Source organism: Gardnerella sp. DNF00747 (genome assembly GCF_049262675.1).
In the GTDB taxonomy this organism is placed as follows: Bacteria; Actinomycetota; Actinomycetes; order Actinomycetales; family Bifidobacteriaceae; genus Bifidobacterium; species Bifidobacterium swidsinskii.
On the sequence record NZ_CP058394.1, the window covers coordinates 619550 to 637859 of the forward strand.

17 protein-coding genes and 1 tRNA gene are annotated in these 18310 nt (G+C 39.6%); 10 read left to right on the top strand and 8 right to left on the bottom strand.

All coding sequences use genetic code 11. The features are described from left to right. Positions 1–140 precede the first annotated feature (140 nt). Complete coding sequence (locus tag HXT32_RS02220; protein WP_004106340.1) at positions 141–974, bottom strand: MetQ/NlpA family ABC transporter substrate-binding protein; 834 nt, start codon at positions 972–974, stop codon at positions 141–143. Positions 975–1195: 221 nt separating this feature from the next. On the opposite strand from HXT32_RS02220, the gene HXT32_RS02225 reads away from it, so the two are divergent. From HXT32_RS02225 to HXT32_RS02255, 7 genes are all read left to right on the top strand, one after another. Next, positions 1196–2908 carry an NAD+ synthase gene (locus tag HXT32_RS02225; protein ID WP_004108689.1) on the top strand — a complete coding sequence of 571 codons (1713 nt, stop codon included), beginning with the start codon at positions 1196–1198 and terminating at the stop codon, positions 2906–2908. A 117-nt stretch (positions 2909–3025) separates the two neighbouring features. Then, entirely contained in the window at positions 3026–5401 is a 2376-nt protein-coding gene (gene pflB / locus HXT32_RS02230) for a formate C-acetyltransferase (RefSeq protein WP_004108690.1), read from the top strand. Between the two features lie 110 nt (positions 5402–5511). Next, positions 5512–6393, top strand: coding sequence for a pyruvate formate-lyase-activating protein (gene pflA / locus HXT32_RS02235; RefSeq protein WP_004108692.1), 882 nt, complete (start codon positions 5512–5514; stop codon positions 6391–6393). A gap of 143 nt (positions 6394–6536) precedes the next feature. Next, complete coding sequence (locus HXT32_RS02240; RefSeq protein ID WP_004108694.1) at positions 6537–6917, top strand: hypothetical protein; 381 nt, start codon at positions 6537–6539, stop codon at positions 6915–6917. A gap of 191 nt (positions 6918–7108) precedes the next feature. Beyond that, positions 7109–8539 carry an HRDC domain-containing protein gene (locus tag HXT32_RS02245; RefSeq protein ID WP_119522804.1) on the top strand — a complete coding sequence of 477 codons (1431 nt, stop codon included), beginning with the start codon at positions 7109–7111 and terminating at the stop codon, positions 8537–8539. Positions 8540–8592: 53 nt separating this feature from the next. Continuing rightward, positions 8593–9942, top strand: a complete 1350-nt coding sequence (gene tig, locus HXT32_RS02250) for a trigger factor (protein ID WP_012914242.1) — start codon at positions 8593–8595, stop codon at positions 9940–9942. A 149-nt stretch (positions 9943–10091) separates the two neighbouring features. After that, positions 10092–11495 (top strand): chloride channel protein, encoded by a 1404-nt coding sequence (locus HXT32_RS02255; RefSeq protein ID WP_004108700.1) that lies wholly within the window; start codon positions 10092–10094, stop codon positions 11493–11495. A gap of 129 nt (positions 11496–11624) precedes the next feature. Here HXT32_RS02255 and HXT32_RS02260 read toward each other — a convergent pair whose 3' ends face one another. Then, entirely contained in the window at positions 11625–12413 is a 789-nt protein-coding gene (locus tag HXT32_RS02260) for a hypothetical protein (protein WP_004108702.1), read from the bottom strand. Positions 12414–12627: 214 nt separating this feature from the next. Between HXT32_RS02260 and HXT32_RS02265 the strand changes: the two genes are divergently transcribed. The 3 genes from HXT32_RS02265 (at position 12628) to HXT32_RS02275 (ending at position 14143) form a co-directional block, all read left to right on the top strand. Continuing rightward, complete coding sequence (locus HXT32_RS02265) at positions 12628–13239, top strand: ATP-dependent Clp protease proteolytic subunit (RefSeq protein ID WP_004108703.1); 612 nt, start codon at positions 12628–12630, stop codon at positions 13237–13239. A 2-nt stretch (positions 13240–13241) separates the two neighbouring features. Further along, a complete protein-coding gene (locus HXT32_RS02270; protein ID WP_004108705.1) occupies positions 13242–13916 on the top strand; it encodes an ATP-dependent Clp protease proteolytic subunit in 675 nt (224 codons plus the stop codon). A gap of 153 nt (positions 13917–14069) precedes the next feature. Next, positions 14070–14143 (top strand) — tRNA-Arg (locus HXT32_RS02275). A gap of 177 nt (positions 14144–14320) precedes the next feature. Here the strand turns inward: HXT32_RS02275 and HXT32_RS02280 are convergent. From HXT32_RS02280 to HXT32_RS02305, 6 genes are all read right to left on the bottom strand, one after another. Then, the gene (locus tag HXT32_RS02280; RefSeq protein ID WP_033888447.1) at positions 14321–14989 is read right to left on the bottom strand and encodes a response regulator transcription factor; all 669 of its coding nucleotides are present in this window, start codon (positions 14987–14989) and stop codon (positions 14321–14323) included. A gap of 34 nt (positions 14990–15023) precedes the next feature. Further along, positions 15024–15386: a hypothetical protein gene (locus tag HXT32_RS02285; RefSeq protein ID WP_004108709.1), complete on the bottom strand. Its 363-nt coding sequence runs from the start codon at positions 15384–15386 to the stop codon at positions 15024–15026. Then, the gene (locus HXT32_RS02290) at positions 15376–16668 is read right to left on the bottom strand and encodes a hypothetical protein (RefSeq protein ID WP_004108711.1); all 1293 of its coding nucleotides are present in this window, start codon (positions 16666–16668) and stop codon (positions 15376–15378) included. The genes HXT32_RS02285 and HXT32_RS02290 overlap by 11 nt, the downstream gene beginning before the upstream one ends. Next, positions 16661–17254 (bottom strand): ATP-binding cassette domain-containing protein, encoded by a 594-nt coding sequence (locus tag HXT32_RS02295; protein WP_033888446.1) that lies wholly within the window; start codon positions 17252–17254, stop codon positions 16661–16663. The genes HXT32_RS02290 and HXT32_RS02295 overlap by 8 nt, the downstream gene beginning before the upstream one ends. Next, complete coding sequence (locus tag HXT32_RS02300) at positions 17241–17765, bottom strand: hypothetical protein (protein ID WP_033888445.1); 525 nt, start codon at positions 17763–17765, stop codon at positions 17241–17243. The genes HXT32_RS02295 and HXT32_RS02300 overlap by 14 nt, the downstream gene beginning before the upstream one ends. A gap of 86 nt (positions 17766–17851) precedes the next feature. Then, entirely contained in the window at positions 17852–18094 is a 243-nt protein-coding gene (locus HXT32_RS02305) for a hypothetical protein (protein WP_004108718.1), read from the bottom strand. Between the last annotated feature and the right edge of the window lie 216 nt (positions 18095–18310).

Genomic DNA, 18310 nt, shown 5'->3' on the forward strand with positions numbered 1-18310 from the left:
CTAGAGTTACTAACTAGCGTCATTAACTAGATTATTAACTAGCACGCACATTACGTATATTACACGCTTATAAAATAATGCCGCAAAGCATACACGAAGCATACACATGCGGCATTAGGTGGCTACATTGTGAGTATTTTTTAGAAAACAGGGAGCACAGCGCCTTTGTAAGTTTTAGTAATATAGTCGCGCACTTCGCTTGTCTTCAAAGCTTTGAGTAAGGCTTTGATTTTTGCAAACTTTTCAGAGCCCTTCTTTACTACAATAATATTTTCATAAGTTTTAGCCGCAATGCCTCCAACTTTTTCTGAAGTAAGTGGGTCTTTAGTTGGGTTAAAACCAGCTTGAATAGCGTAATTGCCGTTCATGGCAGCAAGATCCACATCCTTAATGGCAGTAGGAACTGTTGCCGCTTCAAGTTCTTTAAACTTCAAATTCTTAGGATTCTCAGTAATATCTTTTGTAGTAGCGTTAATATCCTTTGGATTCTTCAACTTAATCAATCCGGCATCTTGCAAAAGAAGCAATGCGCGAGCCTCATTAGTAGGATCATTTGGAACTGCAACAGTTGCTCCGTTTGCTAATGCTTTAATCGTCTTGGTTTTTCCTGGATACAATCCAAATGGTTCAAAATGAATTCCACCTACTGAAACAAGGTGAGTTCCCTTTTCCTTATTAAAGTTGTCAAGATAAGGCAAATGCTGATAGTAGTTTGCGTCAACTTCGCCTTCTTCAGTAGCTGTATTTGGCTGCACGTAGTCAGTAAATTCCTTTACTACTAGCTTGTAGCCTTCTTTTTGCAAGATTGGCTTTACAACTTTATTTAAGATTTCAGAATGCGGGGTAGGTGAAGCTGCAACAGTAATGGTCTTGTCATCCTTTGCGCCTGCTTTTGAGCTACCGCAGCCACTTAAAGTGAAAGTCGCTAATGCTGCCAGTGCTGTAATTGATGCAATAACTTTAATTTTTCGCATATTTCCTGCTCCTTGTTCGGTGAAATTTGTTTAAAGTTAAATCCCCTTCGCGAGTAACGAATTATCAATATAGGCGAGAAAAATCAATAATTCTACACTTTGCTTATTAGTATTATTTATGACGTGTTAATAATTCGCATACTTGCAGTGTGGAAAGAGAAAAAATAAGTTTTTCAACACGTCGCTTACTTGCAATGAAGCTATCTACTAGACTGTAATGTATGAGTTTTTTGCGATTGGCGTTAGCGCAGATAGATACCTGCGTTGGGAACATTGATAGCAACGTTGAAAAAGTTTTGAAGTATGCTGCGCGCGCAAAGCAGTCGGGTGCTCGCATGGTTGTGTTTCCTGAGATGACTTTGACTGGGTATCCTATTGAAGACCTCGCCTTGCGTGCCACGTTCCGCACAACTGCACAAAAAGCTGCAGACTTGCTTGCAACAAAACTTGCGGAAGAAGGCTTGGGGGAGCTTTACGTAGTAGTTGGAACTGTTGGCTTTGACGAGTCTGCTGGAAAGCCTCGAAACAGGCTTCTCGTATTGCATGAAGGTAAATCTGTGTTGCAATACGACAAGCATTTCTTGCCAAATTATGGTGTTTTTGACGAGTTTCGTATTTTCTCTTCTGGCAATAAGTGTGAGCTGCTGGAAGTAGATGGAATGCGTCTAGGTTTTGCTATTTGCGAAGATATTTGGCAAGACGGCGGTCCTGTTGCGCGTTTGGCAAAACTTGGTATCGATGCGCTAATAACTATGAACGGTTCTCCATATGAGGAAGGTAAAACTCATGTGCGCTTGAGTTTGGCTCAAAAGCGCGCTGTTGAAGTCAATGCGCCAGTCGTATATGTGAACCAAGTCGGCGGCCAAGATGATTTGGTTTTTGACGGTGGAAGTTTTGTTGTTGATGCTGACGGAACTTTACTTGAACGCTCGGCAATGTTTGATGAAGATTTGTCGTTTGTTGATTTTGATAACTCGCTGAAAAAGCAGAAAGTTTCAAGCATTGCTCCAAAACTTGACGCAGACGAAGAAGTGTATTGTGCGTGTGTTGTAGGTCTTAGAGATTACATGCGTAAGAATGGTTTTAAGGGTGTGTGCTTAGGACTTTCTGGAGGAATTGATTCTGCTTTAGTAGCTACTATGGCTGCCGATGCTTGCGGTGGAGCAAATGTGTATGGCATTTCTATGCCAAGCATGTACTCTTCGGACGGTTCTAAAGACGATGCGCGCGATTTAGCAGAGCGAATTGGCGCTCACTATGATGTGCAACCAATTGAACCGCTTTTTAAAGCTTTCCAATCGCAACTTTCATTAGAAGGTGTTGCAGCAGAAAACTTGCAAGCTCGCGTTCGTGGCGTAATCGTAATGGCTTACTCGAATTCGCGCGGTGTTTTGGCGCTCGCAACTGGTAATAAATCGGAGCTTGCTTGCGGATATTCTACTATCTATGGCGATGCGGTAGGAGGGTATGCTCCTATTAAGGATTTGTTTAAGACGCGCGTTTGGGCACTTTCTCGTTGGAGGAATCGCGCTGCGAATGCTGGAGTAGGCATTGGTATGCTGCCAATTGTTGGATATGAGGATTCTGAGCAAACAGAAGTTACGAAAGCGAAAGCTCCGCAAGATGGTGTGCTTATTCCGGTTAATTCTATTATTAAGCCTCCGAGTGCAGAGTTGCGTCCAGGGCAAAAGGATTCTGATTCTTTACCTGAGTACGATTTGCTTGATCGTGTTTTAGAGGCTCATATTGAGCTTGCTCATGGTAGAGCGGATTTGCTTGAAGATGGTTTTGACGAGCATACTGTTGACACGGTTATGCGTTTAGTTGATCGCGCAGAATGGAAGCGCAGGCAGTATCCGCTTGGACCAAAAGTAAGTGCTATTGCTTTTGGCAGGGATCGCAGAATGCCTGTTACCACAGCTTTTCGTGAATAAATGTGATATATTTCACTAGATTTTTTGCAAAACTACTCGTGTATGCGTTTACTTATGCTCTAACATTGTTATTAAGGCAGCGTGAAGATGCGTTGCGGGTACAAAAGGAGTCTAAACATGACATCAGTTGATGCGCCAGTTCTCAGTGAAGAGGATCTTCGTACCGAAGCGTGGAATGGTTTTACTGACGGCAATTGGAAGAAAGACATTGACGTACGCGACTTTATAATAAAGAACTATACGCCATATGAAGGTGACGAAAGTTTCTTGGCAAATGCCACTGAAAAAACGAAGCACATGTGGAAGTATCTCGACGACAACTACTTAGCTGTTGAACGTGAGCGTCGTGTTTATGATGTTGAAACTCATATCCCAGCAGGTATTGACGCAATGCCAGCAGGCTACATTGAAAGCCCAGAAGTAGATAACGTAATCGTCGGTTTGCAAACTGATGAGCCTTGCAAGCGCGCTATGATGCCAAACGGCGGTTGGCGCATGGTTGAGCAAGCTATTAAAGAAGCTGGCAAGGAAGTAGATCCTCAAATCAAGAAGATTTTCACCGTCTACCGTAAGACTCATAACGATGGCGTGTTTGGCGTTTACACCAAGAATATTAAGATTGCTCGCCACAACAAGATTTTGACCGGTTTGCCAGATGCTTACGGCCGCGGTCGTATTATTGGCGATTATCGTCGTGTTGCTCTTTACGGCGTGAACATGCTTATTGAGTTTAAGAAGCGCGACAAGGATTCGATTCCATACCGTAACGATTTTACCGAGACCGAAATTGAGCATTGGATTCGCTTCCGCGAAGAGCATGACGAGCAGATTAAGGCTTTGAAGCAGCTTATTAACTTGGGTAACGAGTACGGTTTGGATTTGACTCGTCCAGCTAAGACCGCTAAGGAAGCTGTTCAGTGGACTTACATGGGCTATCTTGCTTCTGTTAAGAGCCAGGATGGCGCTGCAATGAGCTTCGGTCGCGTTTCCGCATTCTTCGATTGCTACTTTGAGCGCGATTTGAAGGCAGGTTTAATTAACGAAACCGACGCTCAGGAAATTATTGACGCTCTTGTTATGAAGCTTCGTATTGTGCGCTTCTTGCGTACTAAGGATTACGACGCAATCTTCTCTGGTGATCCTTACTGGGCAACTTGGTCCGATGCAGGCTTCAGCGAGGATGGCCGCACTTTCGTAACCAAGACTTCGTTCCGTTTGCTCAACACTTTGACTCTTGAGCATTTGGGACCTGGTCCTGAGCCAAATATCACTATTTTCTGGGATCCAAAGCTTCCAGAAGCTTATAAGCGTTTCTGCGCACGAATTTCTATCGACACTTCTGCAATCCAGTACGAGTCCGATAAAGACATTCGTGAGCACTGGGGTGACGACGCTGCTATTGCTTGCTGCGTTTCTCCAATGCGCGTCGGTAAGCAAATGCAGTTCTTCGCAGCTCGCGTGAACTCTGCAAAAGCTTTGCTTTACGCTATTAACGGCGGCCGCGATGAAATGACCGGCATGCAAGTTATCGATAAGGGTGTTATTGACCCAATCAAGCCAGAAGCTGACGGCACTCTCGACTACGAGAAGGTTAAGGCTAACTACGAGAAGGCTTTGGAATGGCTTTCCGAGACTTATATTGAGGCTTTGAATATCATCCACTACATGCACGATAAGTACGCTTACGAGTCCATCGAAATGGCTTTGCATGATAGGGAAGTCTACCGTACGCTTGGTTGCGGCATGTCCGGCTTGTCTATTGCTGCAGATTCCTTGGCTGCTTTGAAGTATGCAAAGGTTTACCCAATCTACAACAAGGATGCTAAGACCACTGAAGGCCACGAGTACGAGTACATCGAGGGCGGCGACGACGACTTAATCGTTGGCTACAAGACTGTTGGCGAGTTCCCAGTTTACGGTAACGACGACGATCGTGCAGACGACTTAGCAAAGTGGGTTGTAAGCACTGTTATGGGTCAGGTAAAGCGTTTGCCTGTGTACCGTAATGCTGTTCCAACTCAGTCCATCTTGACTATTACTTCTAACGTTGAGTATGGCAAGAACACTGGTTCCTTCCCATCCGGTCACAAGAAGGGCACTCCGTACGCTCCAGGCGCAAACCCAGAAAACGGCATGGATTCGCACGGTATGCTTCCTTCAATGTTCTCCGTTGGAAAGATTGATTACGATGATGCTCTCGACGGCATTTCGCTTACGAACACTATTACTCCTGACGGTTTGGGTCGTGACGAAGACGAGCGCATTAGCAACTTGGTTGGCATTTTGGATGCTGGCAACGGTCACGGCTTGTACCACGCAAACATCAACGTGTTGCGTAAGGAACAGCTTGAAGATGCTGTTGAGCACCCAGAAAAGTATCCGCATTTGACGGTTCGAGTTTCCGGCTACGCAGTGAACTTTGTAAAGCTCACTAAGGAGCAGCAGCTCGACGTTATTTCTCGTACATTCCACCAGGGTTCAGTTACTGACTGATTTGGTTGATTAGTAAACACCGCCGGGAGCGAGGCTAGTTTCGCTCCCGGCTTTTGTTAATTGCGTATATTATTTATTATTTATTTATAAATAGTTTGGAGGGCAGTTAGATGGCTGAAAACACAGCGTTTCGTACCACAACTCAGCATATGTTGAAGGAGTCAAAAGAGTATGCTCGCCAAACTTTAATGGGTGGACTTTCTGGATTTGAGTCGCCAATTGGGCTGGATCGTAAAGATCGCTTAGTTGCTCTTAAAACTGGCGATATTGGATTTGTGCATTCGTGGGATATCAATACTTCTGTTGATGGTCCTGGAACTCGTATGACGGTGTTTATGAGCGGTTGCCCACTTCGTTGCCAGTATTGCCAAAATCCTGATACTTGGAAAATGCGTGACGGCAAGCCAGTCTATTTGGATGCAATGATTAAAAAAGTTGACCGCTATCAAAGTCTTTTTAAAGCAACAGGTGGAGGAATCACATTTTCTGGCGGCGAGTCCATGATGCAGCCAGCTTTTGTATCTAGAGTATTTCGCGCTGCAAAAGAGATGGGCGTTCATACTTGCTTAGATACTTCGGGCTTTTTGAATCGCAATTATACAGATGAAATGATTGACGACATTGATCTTTGCTTGCTTGACGTTAAATCAGGAACTGAAGAAACGTATAAAAAAGTAACCGGCGGCTTGCTACAGCCAACTATTGATTTTGGTCAGCGCTTGGCGAAGGCTGGTAAGAAGATTTGGGTGCGTTTTGTGCTTGTTCCAGGTTTGACTTCCAGCGAAGAAAACGTTGAAAAAGTTGCCGAGATTTGCGATTCGTTTGGTGATGCTGTTGAGCATATTGACGTGCTTGGATTCCATCAACTAGGACGTCCAAAGTGGCATGAGCTTCGAATTCCGTACCCTCTTGAGAATCAAAAAGGGCCTTCTAGGGCGCTTAAAGAGCGAGTTGTAAACCAGTTCAAAGACCACGGTTTTGTTGTGTACTAGACTGCGTTTAGATTGCATTTAGACTGCATTTAAATTGTGTCAAAAATGTAACTGTAATTTAGGCAATCTTTGCGTATCGTATTGTTTTTTGAAGGATTTTTGTATAATTATACAAATACTCTTTTTTAGAGAAAGGATACGCAATGAAGCGCAGAATAGGTTGTTGGATTGCATTAGCTTTTACATTAGCGTTAGCTGTTTTTGTGCGGTGTAACGATCAGTTTGGTTTTGCTACAGCGCTTACTATTTTCGTTATTTTGCCAATAATTTTATTGCCAATAAACATTGTTGCATCTTTCGATAAGAAACTTCTTATTGAAGTGCCAATAATATCTATTGTTATAGCTGTTGTTACAGAACTTGTCACTTTTCCAATAGTCAACTTTTCGGATTTAGGTTTACATGCTGGCTACGTTGTTCCAACAGTTTTAGCTTCGGTAGTCGCATTTACTCTTACTAGATTCCTTAAAACTAGGCTTGTTAAGCGCATAAATGACGAAGTAGCAAACAATAAAACAGATTGATTATTTAATTGATTATTTATTTGATTTTTTATTTTTGAATAGTCGTAGTTGTGTGCGAAAGTTGAAGCCGTGTTAAAAGATGCATAATCTATAACACGGCTTAAATATTTTTTACGGATATTTTGCAAAAAGTACAGAATAAGTTGCAAAAGCGTAAGAATTTGGGTAAAGCATGCAATCGGGAGGCGTACTTGAACGAGGGACCAAAGCTTTTAAAAGAGCCTAGAGAAGGAGTTCCAGAAGTCATTGATACGCTTGAAGCATATAAAGATTATTGCAGCTTGTTGGCGGCAGGCTCCGGTCCTTTAGCTGCAGACGCTGAGCGAGCTTCCGGTTTTCGCTACAGTCATGAAGATTGGTTGATTCAGTTCAAACGCAAGGGTGCAGGAATTGGATTATTAGATCCTATAGAACTTACAAAACTTGGAGCTGATTGGAACGAATTTAACAAGGCAGTAGGGGATGTGCCTTGGATTATTCACGATTCGATGCAAGATTTGCCAGGATTTTTCGATATTGGTTTGCGCCCGCGTGCTTTATTTGATACTGAGATAGCGGCTAAATTACTTGGTAGAAAGCGCTTCGGTTTAAGCTCTGTAACTGAATATTATTTGGGTCTTACTCTTGCAAAAGAACATTCTGCAGCAGATTGGTCTTACCGCCCACTTCCTAGAGATTGGCGAAATTACGCAGCTTTAGATGTTGAATTACTTATTGAGCTAGAAGAAGTAATGCGCGTCGAACTTAAAAAGCAAGGTAAACTTTCTTGGGCGGAAGAAGAATTTAAACACTTACTTAGTAAGGGTGCACAAAAGAAAGCTCCGCATCCACGTCCATGGCTTAAAATATCGCATATTAGCGTACTTATGCACGATCGTGTTGGTTTAGTTATTGCGAAAGCATTGTGGCAAAAGCGAGATGCTTTAGCGCGTGAATATGATATTGCGCCAACTCTGCTACTTTCTGACGCTGCGATTATTGAAGCTGGTAAGCGTAAACCTAGTAATGCGCGTGCGTTTCGTGCTATTCGTTCTTTGAATGAGCGAGTGCGAATGCACACTGGCAGTGAGCAAGACAAAATGTTCGAGCGTTACGCTCCAATTCAGCGCAAAGTTAAACCATCTATTTGGAAAAACGTTATAGAGAATGCTATTTTGCGCGCTAAATCTGGTGAAACGGCTATGGATGATGTGCATCCAGTATTACCGAATGGAGCTATTCAACTTAATTCGCGCGAATCTCGTAAAACGAACGTACTTAAGTCAACAGATACTGACGAGTCGCAAGGTTCTAATGATTGTCAGGATTGCCATGATTTATCGGATTCGCAGTACTTGCAGGATATGCAAGATTTCCAAAGCGCTCCTAGATCTATGAAATATTGGCGAGAACATCACCCTAAGCGTTACGAGCGTTTACAAAGAGTAAAAGCTGAGTTAAATCAAATTTCTGAATACACTCATACTCCTGCAGAAATTATTATCAAACCACAGATTATTCGTAATCTTTGCTGGCATGATGATGCGCAAGATATTGATGTTAAAACATTCTTAAGTGAGCATGGTGCTCGCGAATGGCAAACCCGATTGGTAGCTGAGTCCGTAACTCGCGCTATCATGTAACGGTTGTGCCATACGGCAGAAGCTAGAAAAAACGTAATTTCAGGAGCGCAAGCGTGAAAATCAGCGTCAGGAATCTTGAGCCAACTAAAGTTAAGCTCACCATTACCGCAGATCTCGAAGACTTCAAGCCATTCTTGGAAGAAGCTCGTAAGGAGATTGCTAAGCAAATTAACGTGCCAGGTTTCCGTAAGGGACATGTGCCAGGCAAGATTGTAGATCAGCGCGTCGGTTTCGCAGCTGTTGCCGGCGAAGCCGTAAATTCCGCTGTACCAGAGCTTTATTCCAAGGCTTTGGAAGAAAAGAAGATTCGCCCAATGGATCAGCCAGAATTTGACGTTCAGGAAGTTCCAACGTCGACTGATGCAGATGCAAGTCTTAAGTTTGTAGCAACAGTTGAGCGTCGTCCAGATTTCAAGTTGAACAAGTTCAAGGGCGTTGAGATTGAAGTTGAGAAGCCAAAGGTTTCCGACAAGGATGTCAAGGAGCGCTTGGAAAGTCTCCGTCAGCGTTTTGCTACTTTGGTTGGTGTTGACCGTCCTGCAGCTAAGGGTGATTACACTAACATTGATTTGGAAGCTCGTATCGATGACGAAGTAGTTGATGCACAAGAGGGCGTAAGCTACGAAATCGGTTCCGGTGTGTTGCTTGACGGTTTGGATGAGGCTTTGGATAGCCTTTCTGCCGGCGAAGAAACCACCTTTGAAGGTACTCTCGAGTCCGGCAAGCATAAGGGCGAGAAGGCTCAAATCAAGGTTAAGGTTAATTCCGTAAAGACTCAGGAATTGCCAGAGCTTGATGATGATTTTGCTCAGGAAGCTTCCGAGTTTGATACTTTGAAGGATTTGAAGGCAGATATTCGCAAGGCTTGCGAGCAGGCTGCTGAAGGTCGTCAGGCAACTAATGCCCGTGACGCATTCCTTGTTAAGCTTCAAGAAGAAGTTGAAATTCCTGTACCAAAGGGTGTTTTGGATAAGGCTGTTTCAGAGCATTTGAAGGGCATGACCCCTGATCCTGAAAAAGCTACCAAGAAGCAGAAGGACGAAGCGCAGCAGGCTGCTGAGAAGGAACTTCGCGACCAAATGGTTCTTGACGCTTTAGCTGAACAGATGGATGTGACTGTTTCCCAGGCTGATGTCACCAACTTCTTGGTTTCTGTTGCTCAGCAGTACGGTATGGATCCAAACCAGTTCATTAACGCAATCGTTAACAACGGTCAGCTTGGTTCTGCTGTGCAGGAAGTTGCTCGCTCTAAGGGCTTGCTTGCTGGTATGCGTGCTGTAAAGTTCGTTTCTGGCGGAGAAGCTCTTGACTTGAGTGCATTCTTGTCTGAGGATGATGACGAAGACGAAAGCGTGAAGGCTGCTTCTGCTGCTGCAGAAGTTGCTGACGAACTTTCTAAGTAGTATTTTTCAAATAAGAAAAAGTTTATACTTTCTCATATTCGCTAAAAACCCAGGGCTTTTGCTCTGGGTTTTTGTGTTGTTGTTATACTTTAAAGAAAGTGAAAAACAAATAAAATGAAAAACAAATAACATAAGGAAGGCTGCTGCTAATGGAAAAACGCAATTTGCAAATAGTAGGCAGTAAAAAACCTAGTAAATGTTTGAACTATGTTTTTACATGTTTACGATTAAGTCTTATTGCTTTTTTTGTTGCAGTTATGGCTGGGGTTGGTGCAATATTATTAACTCTGTTACTACATGCTGTGCAAAATGTAATGTTCGGATTTTCAGAATCTGCTCTTAAACCTTCGCCAGTTGGATTGCCAGTATTGCACTACGTTGCTGTTGTATTAATTGTCATATCTGTTGCTGCAATTATTTGGATGTGGTTATGGACAAAATCTTCTAATCGTATTGTCGATATAGCTCATGCTGTTCGTGGTCAATCAATGCCATGGCATACAACGATTATCCATGTATGTTTACAAATTTTTATAGTTGCTTCTGGCGCAAGTTTAGGTAGGGAAGTTGCGCCTCGAGAATTGGCTGCAATGCTTACTCAGAAGTTACTCTGCTTTATCCGAGTCAGTGAATTTCAAGCTCGCGTTTTGGTTGCAAGTGCTGCTGGTGCTGGTTTAGCTGGAGTTTATCGCGCTCCAATAGCGGGTGCGATTATGACGCTAGGTTTGGTTGCAATTCCACGTTTTTCTCATGACTCGAAATCTTCTTTAAAGCGTTTGAAATGGTATTGGTTTATACAAAAATTTAGTATTTTTGCTATTGCGTTATGTATAAGTGAAATTGCATCATTGACTACTATTTTTGTGCTTGGGTATGAGCCTTACTATTGTTTGTCAAGTCTTGATGACATCCATATTGTCAATACGACTGTGTTGCTGCTTGCAATTATAGTTGGCATTCCTTGTGGTATTGTTGGCACTCTTTTCCATGAGATGATTCGTTGGGCTCGCTCTAAGTGTGCTCGCAATTACCAAATTTTATATTTTTTGCCATTAATGGGCTTAGTAACAGGATTAGTTGCATCATGGAATCCAGCCATTATGGGCAATGGTCGAGCTTTAGCGCAATACGCATATAACATTGCAAAAACAAGTATTGCAATTGACAAAAACTCTTTGGTAACTTTGCTTCTACTGGTTGTTGCAAAAATAATTTTAACAAGTTGCACTCTTCGAGCTGGCGCAAGTGGTGGTGTGCTTCAGCCGAGTATGTCGTCTGGAGCTTGCGTAGGGCTGATTATAGGTTTTATAAGTATGAACATTCCAGTTGTTGGTGGCATGTTATCAAGTCAGCCCAAAATATTGGTAATAGCTGCTATTTTCGGTGCTGCAAGTCTGCTAACTGCAAGTCGAAAGTCATTGTGGTTTGCGCTTTTTTTGGTAGCACAATTAGTGAATTTGCCTATGATTATGATTATTCCAATGGTTGTTTCTTGTGCTGTATCTAGAAGCATAACGATGATACCAAAATTTTTAGCCGCAAATAATGTTTAAATTTTTTTAGTATAGAAAATACAATATATGCAAAATAAATGCGCCTATGCTAGTTCAGTATTAGCAAAGGCGCATTTGTTATTAGTAAATATTTTTTTAGTTATGTTGGTTATTTTAGTTATTTTTTAATTAATTATTAGAACTGAATTCTTTATCTGCAATAAAAGTTCCATCATCGTTTGAGAAGGAGAAATGTATGCGCACTGGTGCAATAATTTTTTCTTTCATTTCATCCGATGCTGATTGTGGCATCAAGTTCGAGAGGCTATCGCCGTATGTTTGCATTCCAGTCTTTAACGCTGTAATTTCTAAATCAGATAGGTGCTTTTTGAACTTTGCATTTATATTGAGCTGATCACCTTTAGTGGCAAACGTTATGTTGAATGGTGAGCTGCTAGTGGCATCATTAAATCCATTAGTGAGTTTTTTAGCTTCTTCTGAATGGCAATGTACGTATTCTTCAATATTTGCGCTTTTAGGTGCAGAGCAATTGTAATGTGGCTTAAGATTAGTTGAATTGTAATGTGGTTTTGAAATTACGTAGCCACCTACTGCAACTATTGCTACTACTATGACAACAATAAGCCAAGTGTATTTTGACTTATGAGCACTTGTATTTGTTGCATTTGGATAAGCGTTTGCAGGATAGTTGTTGACTGGTTGTTGATTATTCTGATATACGTTTGGTTGGTAACCATTATTTAGATTTACATTATTAGGGTAATTGTTGTTCTGGTATCCGTTATTTGGGTATACGTTGTTTTGATACTCATTGTTTTCATAACCATTGTTTGGGTATCCGTTATTTGGATTTACATTATTTGGGTATGTATTATTTTGGTAACCATTATTTGGATACTCGTTATTTGGCATCGGAGCAGGCGAGTAGTTGTTATCTGGCAATTGGTTAGAATCCATAATTACTCCTTATAATGAATTGATAATCCGATAAAAATATACTCAATAATGCATACTAGTGTAGGATAATAAGTAAAAATTACATCTGTTGATATGAATAAAATTCTAGAAATTTGGTGTAAAACATTCAATTCAAATCATATTCGCAATATTTTCTATGTGGTCATGCGCACAAGGTAATGTAGAAATAATTACGTGGTAACAAGGAGATATAGTGACTGAGCTTTTTACAGCTTCTCCTGTGATGGAACAGGCTGAAGCGTCTACATCAACTGATTCTATTTTTAATCGATTGCTAAAAGATCGCATTATTTGGTTGGGATCTGAAGTAAAAGACGAGAATGCCAATGTTATTTGCGCACAAATGTTAATGCTTGCTGCGGAAGATCCTAAGAAGGATATTTGGCTGTATATTAATTCGCCTGGAGGTTCAATTACTGCTGGTATGGCAATTTACGATACTATGCAATTAATTGAGCCAGATGTTGCGACTATTGCTGTTGGCATGGCTGCATCTATGGGTCAGTTCTTGCTTAGTTCTGGCACTCCTGGTAAGCGTTATATTACCTCGCATGCGCGTGTGCTTATGCATCAACCTTCTGGCGGTGTCGGTGGTACTGCTACAGATGTACGAATTAATGCAGAGCTTATTATGGATATGAAAAAAACGCTTTCTGAATTGACTGCAAAGCAGACTGGTCATACGGTAGAGGAAATTTACCGAGATAATGAATACGATCACTGGTTTACAGCTCAGCAAGCTTTGGAGTATGGTTTCGTAGATAAGATTGTGACCACTCCTGCTTCTATGCGCGGTGAGGAGTAATTATGGCAAGTGAAGAAGCAAAGTTTGTTGCGCGTGCCGAGCGTTTAGCTGGTTTTGGCGGTGTTACTTCTGCTCAGCGCATTACTAATCGTTACGTATTGCCTCAGTTTGGCGAGCAAACTCCATACGGCATGAAAACTCAGGATCCTTACACTAAGCTGTTTGAAGATCGCATTATTTTCATGGGTGTGCAAGTAGATGACACTTCTGCTGATGACATTATGGCTCAGTTGCTTGTTTTGGAGAGCATGGATTCTGATCGCGATGTGATGATGTACATTAATTCACCTGGTGGTTCGATGACTGCTATGACTGCGATTTATGACACCATGCAGTACATTAATCCAGATGTTCAAACTGTTTGCTTGGGTCAGGCTGCTTCTGCTGCTGCTATTATTCTTGCTGCTGGAGCTGCTGGTAAGCGCATGATTTTACCAAATGCGCGTGTGCTTATTCATCAGCCTGCAATGGGCCAAGATTTTGGTAAAGCTACTGAAATTGAGCTTCAGGCTAAGGAAATGTTGCGTTTGCGTTCTTGGTTAGAATCAACTCTTGCAAAACATACTGGTCAAGATATTGAGCGTATTCGTAAAGATATTGAAGTTGATACTATTTTGACTGCTTCAGAAGCCAAAGCTTATGGAATGGTTGACGAAGTGCTTGAGCGTAGAGCATAATTCAATCTTTACAACTTAGCGGATATTTATCAATATTTGTATTTCTTAACAACAAACCCTGGTCGACACGCCGGGGTTTGTGTTTTAGTGCGGATAGTTGTATATTAGTTGAGTTGCCGGAAACAAGGACATGGTTCTTGAGACTGGAAACATGCGCCAGTAGCCCAACGGATTAGAGCATCTGACTACGGATCAGAAGGTTGCAGGTTCGAATCCTGTCTGGCGCACAAATGAAACATGAAGCTTAAGGGAATTCACTTAGGGATTTAATTTCTAAAAAATTATCGGCGTAGTCGGTAGTAATACCGACTACGCCGATTTTTGGCTTATAGGTCAAAAGGGGCTTAGGAGGTAATTCTGTACACACCTTTGTCTGCTAAGCGCATTTTTCAACAAGATAAGAATTATTTTATAAACCAATATTGTTCATGTAATAATTCAGCAATAAGTTGATTGCGGTTTTTTACGTGTAGCTTTCTGCAAGCACGATTTATAAAAGTTTCAACAGTTCCTTTGGTAATGTGAAGTTGCTTGCAAATTTCATCAGCAGTAAATCCTGTAGCAAATAATTCAATTACCTCTTTTTCGCGTTTGCTAAGAGACAAATAAGTAGTTTTCATTCTGACTTGTAATCTATCGCATGCTATTTTACTGTTGTCAAAATGTATGCCATTTATATCTTTTGGCACGAATAATTCATTCTTTATATCTGTAAGTATGTCTAATAGATTTTTTGGATCATTTTTACTTACAATAGACTGCGTTCCTGCAATCGCTGCCAAATATGCATAATCTTCTACCGGCAATGAAGTAATAGCAATGATAATAATCTTAGAATAATTTTTTCTAAGATTATATATTAGATTTAAGCTAGATATGCTTGACATGTACATTTCTACCAATAGAACATCTGGTGGTGAAGAATTGCACTTTTTAAAAATATCTTTTTCAGAAGACGCACACCAAATTTTTGTTGAGAATCGTAAATTTTTATTTAAATAGGAACACAATCCATATAGTGAAAAAAAGTCATTTGTTATGATACCTATAGAAAAAAATTTCGATTCAAGCATGGCTACCCTTCTGATGCTTCGTCACATTTTCAGTTTACAGCTTAACTTGTGAAGTTTTACGATATATGTAACCATCAAATATAGTTTTTTTCCAAGATTTTATATCTTCAAAATTCCACTGTGAGAGTGAGGCTATCTGTTTAATTTTTCCTTGTATTACAGCAACAATAAGACCATTATTGTTAGAAGCAATGAGATAATAGTGTCTTGCAAGATTATCTCCAATTTCGTCTAAATCGCTTCCTGCACCAGTGAAAATAATAAGATCTAGCAATTGAATAATCCAAGAGCGTTTTTTAGTACGAATCAAACTATAAACAATTACATCGTTATTTTTATGTCCAAGTGTATTAATTATGTATTCACTTAGTAATTGTTCATCTTCTTTATAACTCATAGTGTTGCCTATTTCCTTTCTTTACTTTGCAACGACCGAATTGGTAACAAGAATTTACTGTAGGTAAATAAAGTAATATTGTTATTGTTAGAAAAATTAATGGAACCCAATCTGGTGCTTTCATAAACCACGTGCATATAACTACTGCGCTTGTTAAATATTTAACAAGCGCGCGAAGTGTACGTATTAATAAATCAGATTCTGTTATACAAGTAGTATCTATAACAAAATTAGTTAACAACAGCAATTCCAGAAATATTATATCATGTAAATTAAAATTGTCAACAGCAAGTAAAAAGCATATTGCAATTATTGATACAATAGGTATATTAATTGCTAGTATGAGTAGTTTTCCTCTAAGCAAATGATGAGAATCTAAAGGAAATCTCGTATATGAAAATTGATGATCATCGGTAAGGAGATATAACTTTCCTTGGTTTCTTGTCATAACAATATTCGTTTGACAGATTGTGAAAATAATAAGGGGGAAAGCCGCATTTCCTAAATTAGTACCAATACTAAGCAGTATGAGAATAGATAATTGACTTAATGATGCCAAAAGTATTCTTTGTCTTTGCAAAAGCACATCTCTAAACAACATTACAGAGAATGTGCGTATCCAAGACCAATATTTTCGCGCGTTGCAACGTGTGCCAAATCTTACTTTTATTTTGTGGCCAGTATAGTAAAGTATTAAACAATAAATCAAAGCTATAAATGGCAATATCGCAGTTGTAGTATAAATGCTACTAAATAAAGTATAAGAACCTGCTATTTGAAAAACAACTAATAACAATATCGGCAACAATAATCCTATAAGCCATATTGTTCGTGCTTTAGCGGTAAGGCGAGATGAAAAAAATATTTGAGCAGGAATTATGAGCAGATTTAATAAATAGCTTACTAGAAAGCAAACAAAATATGAAAATTTTCCAAGTAAAGACAAGCTTATCGCCAGTATAGATAAACATACTATATTCGCATAGTACATATCACGAAGTACATAATGAATAATGTAAAGTATGTGAAATCTAATAGAGCCAGAATGAATATGAAAAATATCTAAATCATGCTCATTTAGAAAAACTGTATTTGTATGAACGGAAATTACTTGTATAAGATAACAATAAAACCAGAGGAAAAATATAAGCCATTCTGGATAAAACCAAGCAAATATTGTAAGTATAATTGATACGAATATACCTGTAACAAGTTCTCTCAGTATATTGTGATTGAAACGACGTATACAGGTAGATGCAAAGACAGTGTAAATATTACTCATAATTTTGCTCTTTGCTCAATGTTTGATTTTCAATCATATATGTAGTTTCAACGCAACGTTTAAGCCAATTAAAATCATGACTGACAATAATATAGTTACCTTTCCTGCGTAACAATTGCTGAATAAATCCTTCGTTTGACCAAGAATCCACAGATTCGAATGGCTCATCTATGAGTAAAAGTTCAGATGTTGAACACAAAGCTAGAAGTAAAGGTATTTTCTTTTGTGTGCCTTTTGAGCATTCGCCTAGTGGAGTATTAGTAAAAGGTTGTAATCCTAAACTTTCAATATATTCATGAACATGTTCTAATGTGAAAGAATGCATTGTTGCGCATATGTCGAGTAAATCTGTATATAAGAAATTTCGGTATTTACTCATATCGCTATCTGCATAATAAACAGATTTAGTTGTTGATATAGTTCCTGAATTAGGTGTTATATATCCTGCTATTAGACGAAGTAGTGTTGTTTTTCCTACGCCATTACGTCCAACAATACCAACATGTTTTTCTGGAATGTTTAATGTAATGTTTTCTAGTAATGGCTCTGCATTGAAGCTAAAAGTCATTTGGTTAAAGCACAACATTTGCACTCCATTCTAAGCAAGCTCCAAAAAATGTAATAATAACAATGACAAAATATATTAAGAGTAAATGTTTAAGAACACGTTTTGTTTCATTTGTTGTAATTTTGTCAATCGTGTAGTCATTAGCTAAAATTAGCAAGCGATAGCTTATATAAATAGACAGTAATAATGCAAGAACTTCAAAAATAGAATGACGAAATAGTAAAATGAATTGTTGTTGTATTGATAAATGTTGAATTGTGTATATGACACTTCCCATTACAAAAAATTGGAAAATAAAAAATATTGCATTTACTACTGGTGTTATTGCTACAAGTGAAAATAAACAAATATTATTGCAAAAAATTTTGACTAATTCGTTATTCGTTACTGTAATTTTAACAAGATTATTATTAAAAAAATAACTATTTAATGAAAGATATGAGTTTAGCATTTTTTGCATAAAAAATCCGAATATTATGAGTGCAATAGCGCAGAGAATATGCACTCGTAGAATATCTTTTATGCGCATGCTCTATCCTTTCCAATACAATAGTAAGAGTGGTCAAGTAAACATCTAAGATTGAAGCGTTGATGTCTGCTTGACCACTCTTAACTTTACAGCCAGCCTCCAACGCCGCCAACAATTGCACCAAGTGGTCCTGCAATACTTCCACTTGCTCCAAGTAGACCAGCAATATACCCTGCAGCAGCAGTAACACCAGCTTGAGCCACTTTAGTAACTATTTTTTTGGCAACCATTTTCCCTACAGATCCTGACAGCCAAGCAATCACGCCATTGGTTCCCAATTCTTTTAACTTACCTTCAACAAATTTTCCAACTAAGTATCCAGCTTCCATTTTTACACCTCCTTTCTCTCCTATAACACATATTATAACCATAAGTGTTTTTTGTTAAAATGAGTTTAATTGTATATAGAATCATTACAAAATAATATAAAGATAGAAAATCAGCATATACTGAAACTTGTGGGGTATTGCAAAATTTGAGGAGTAACAATGGAGAGATTTCATTTGTTGAAAAATCCAGTACAATTGTTCACTCTTAGCTTTTTT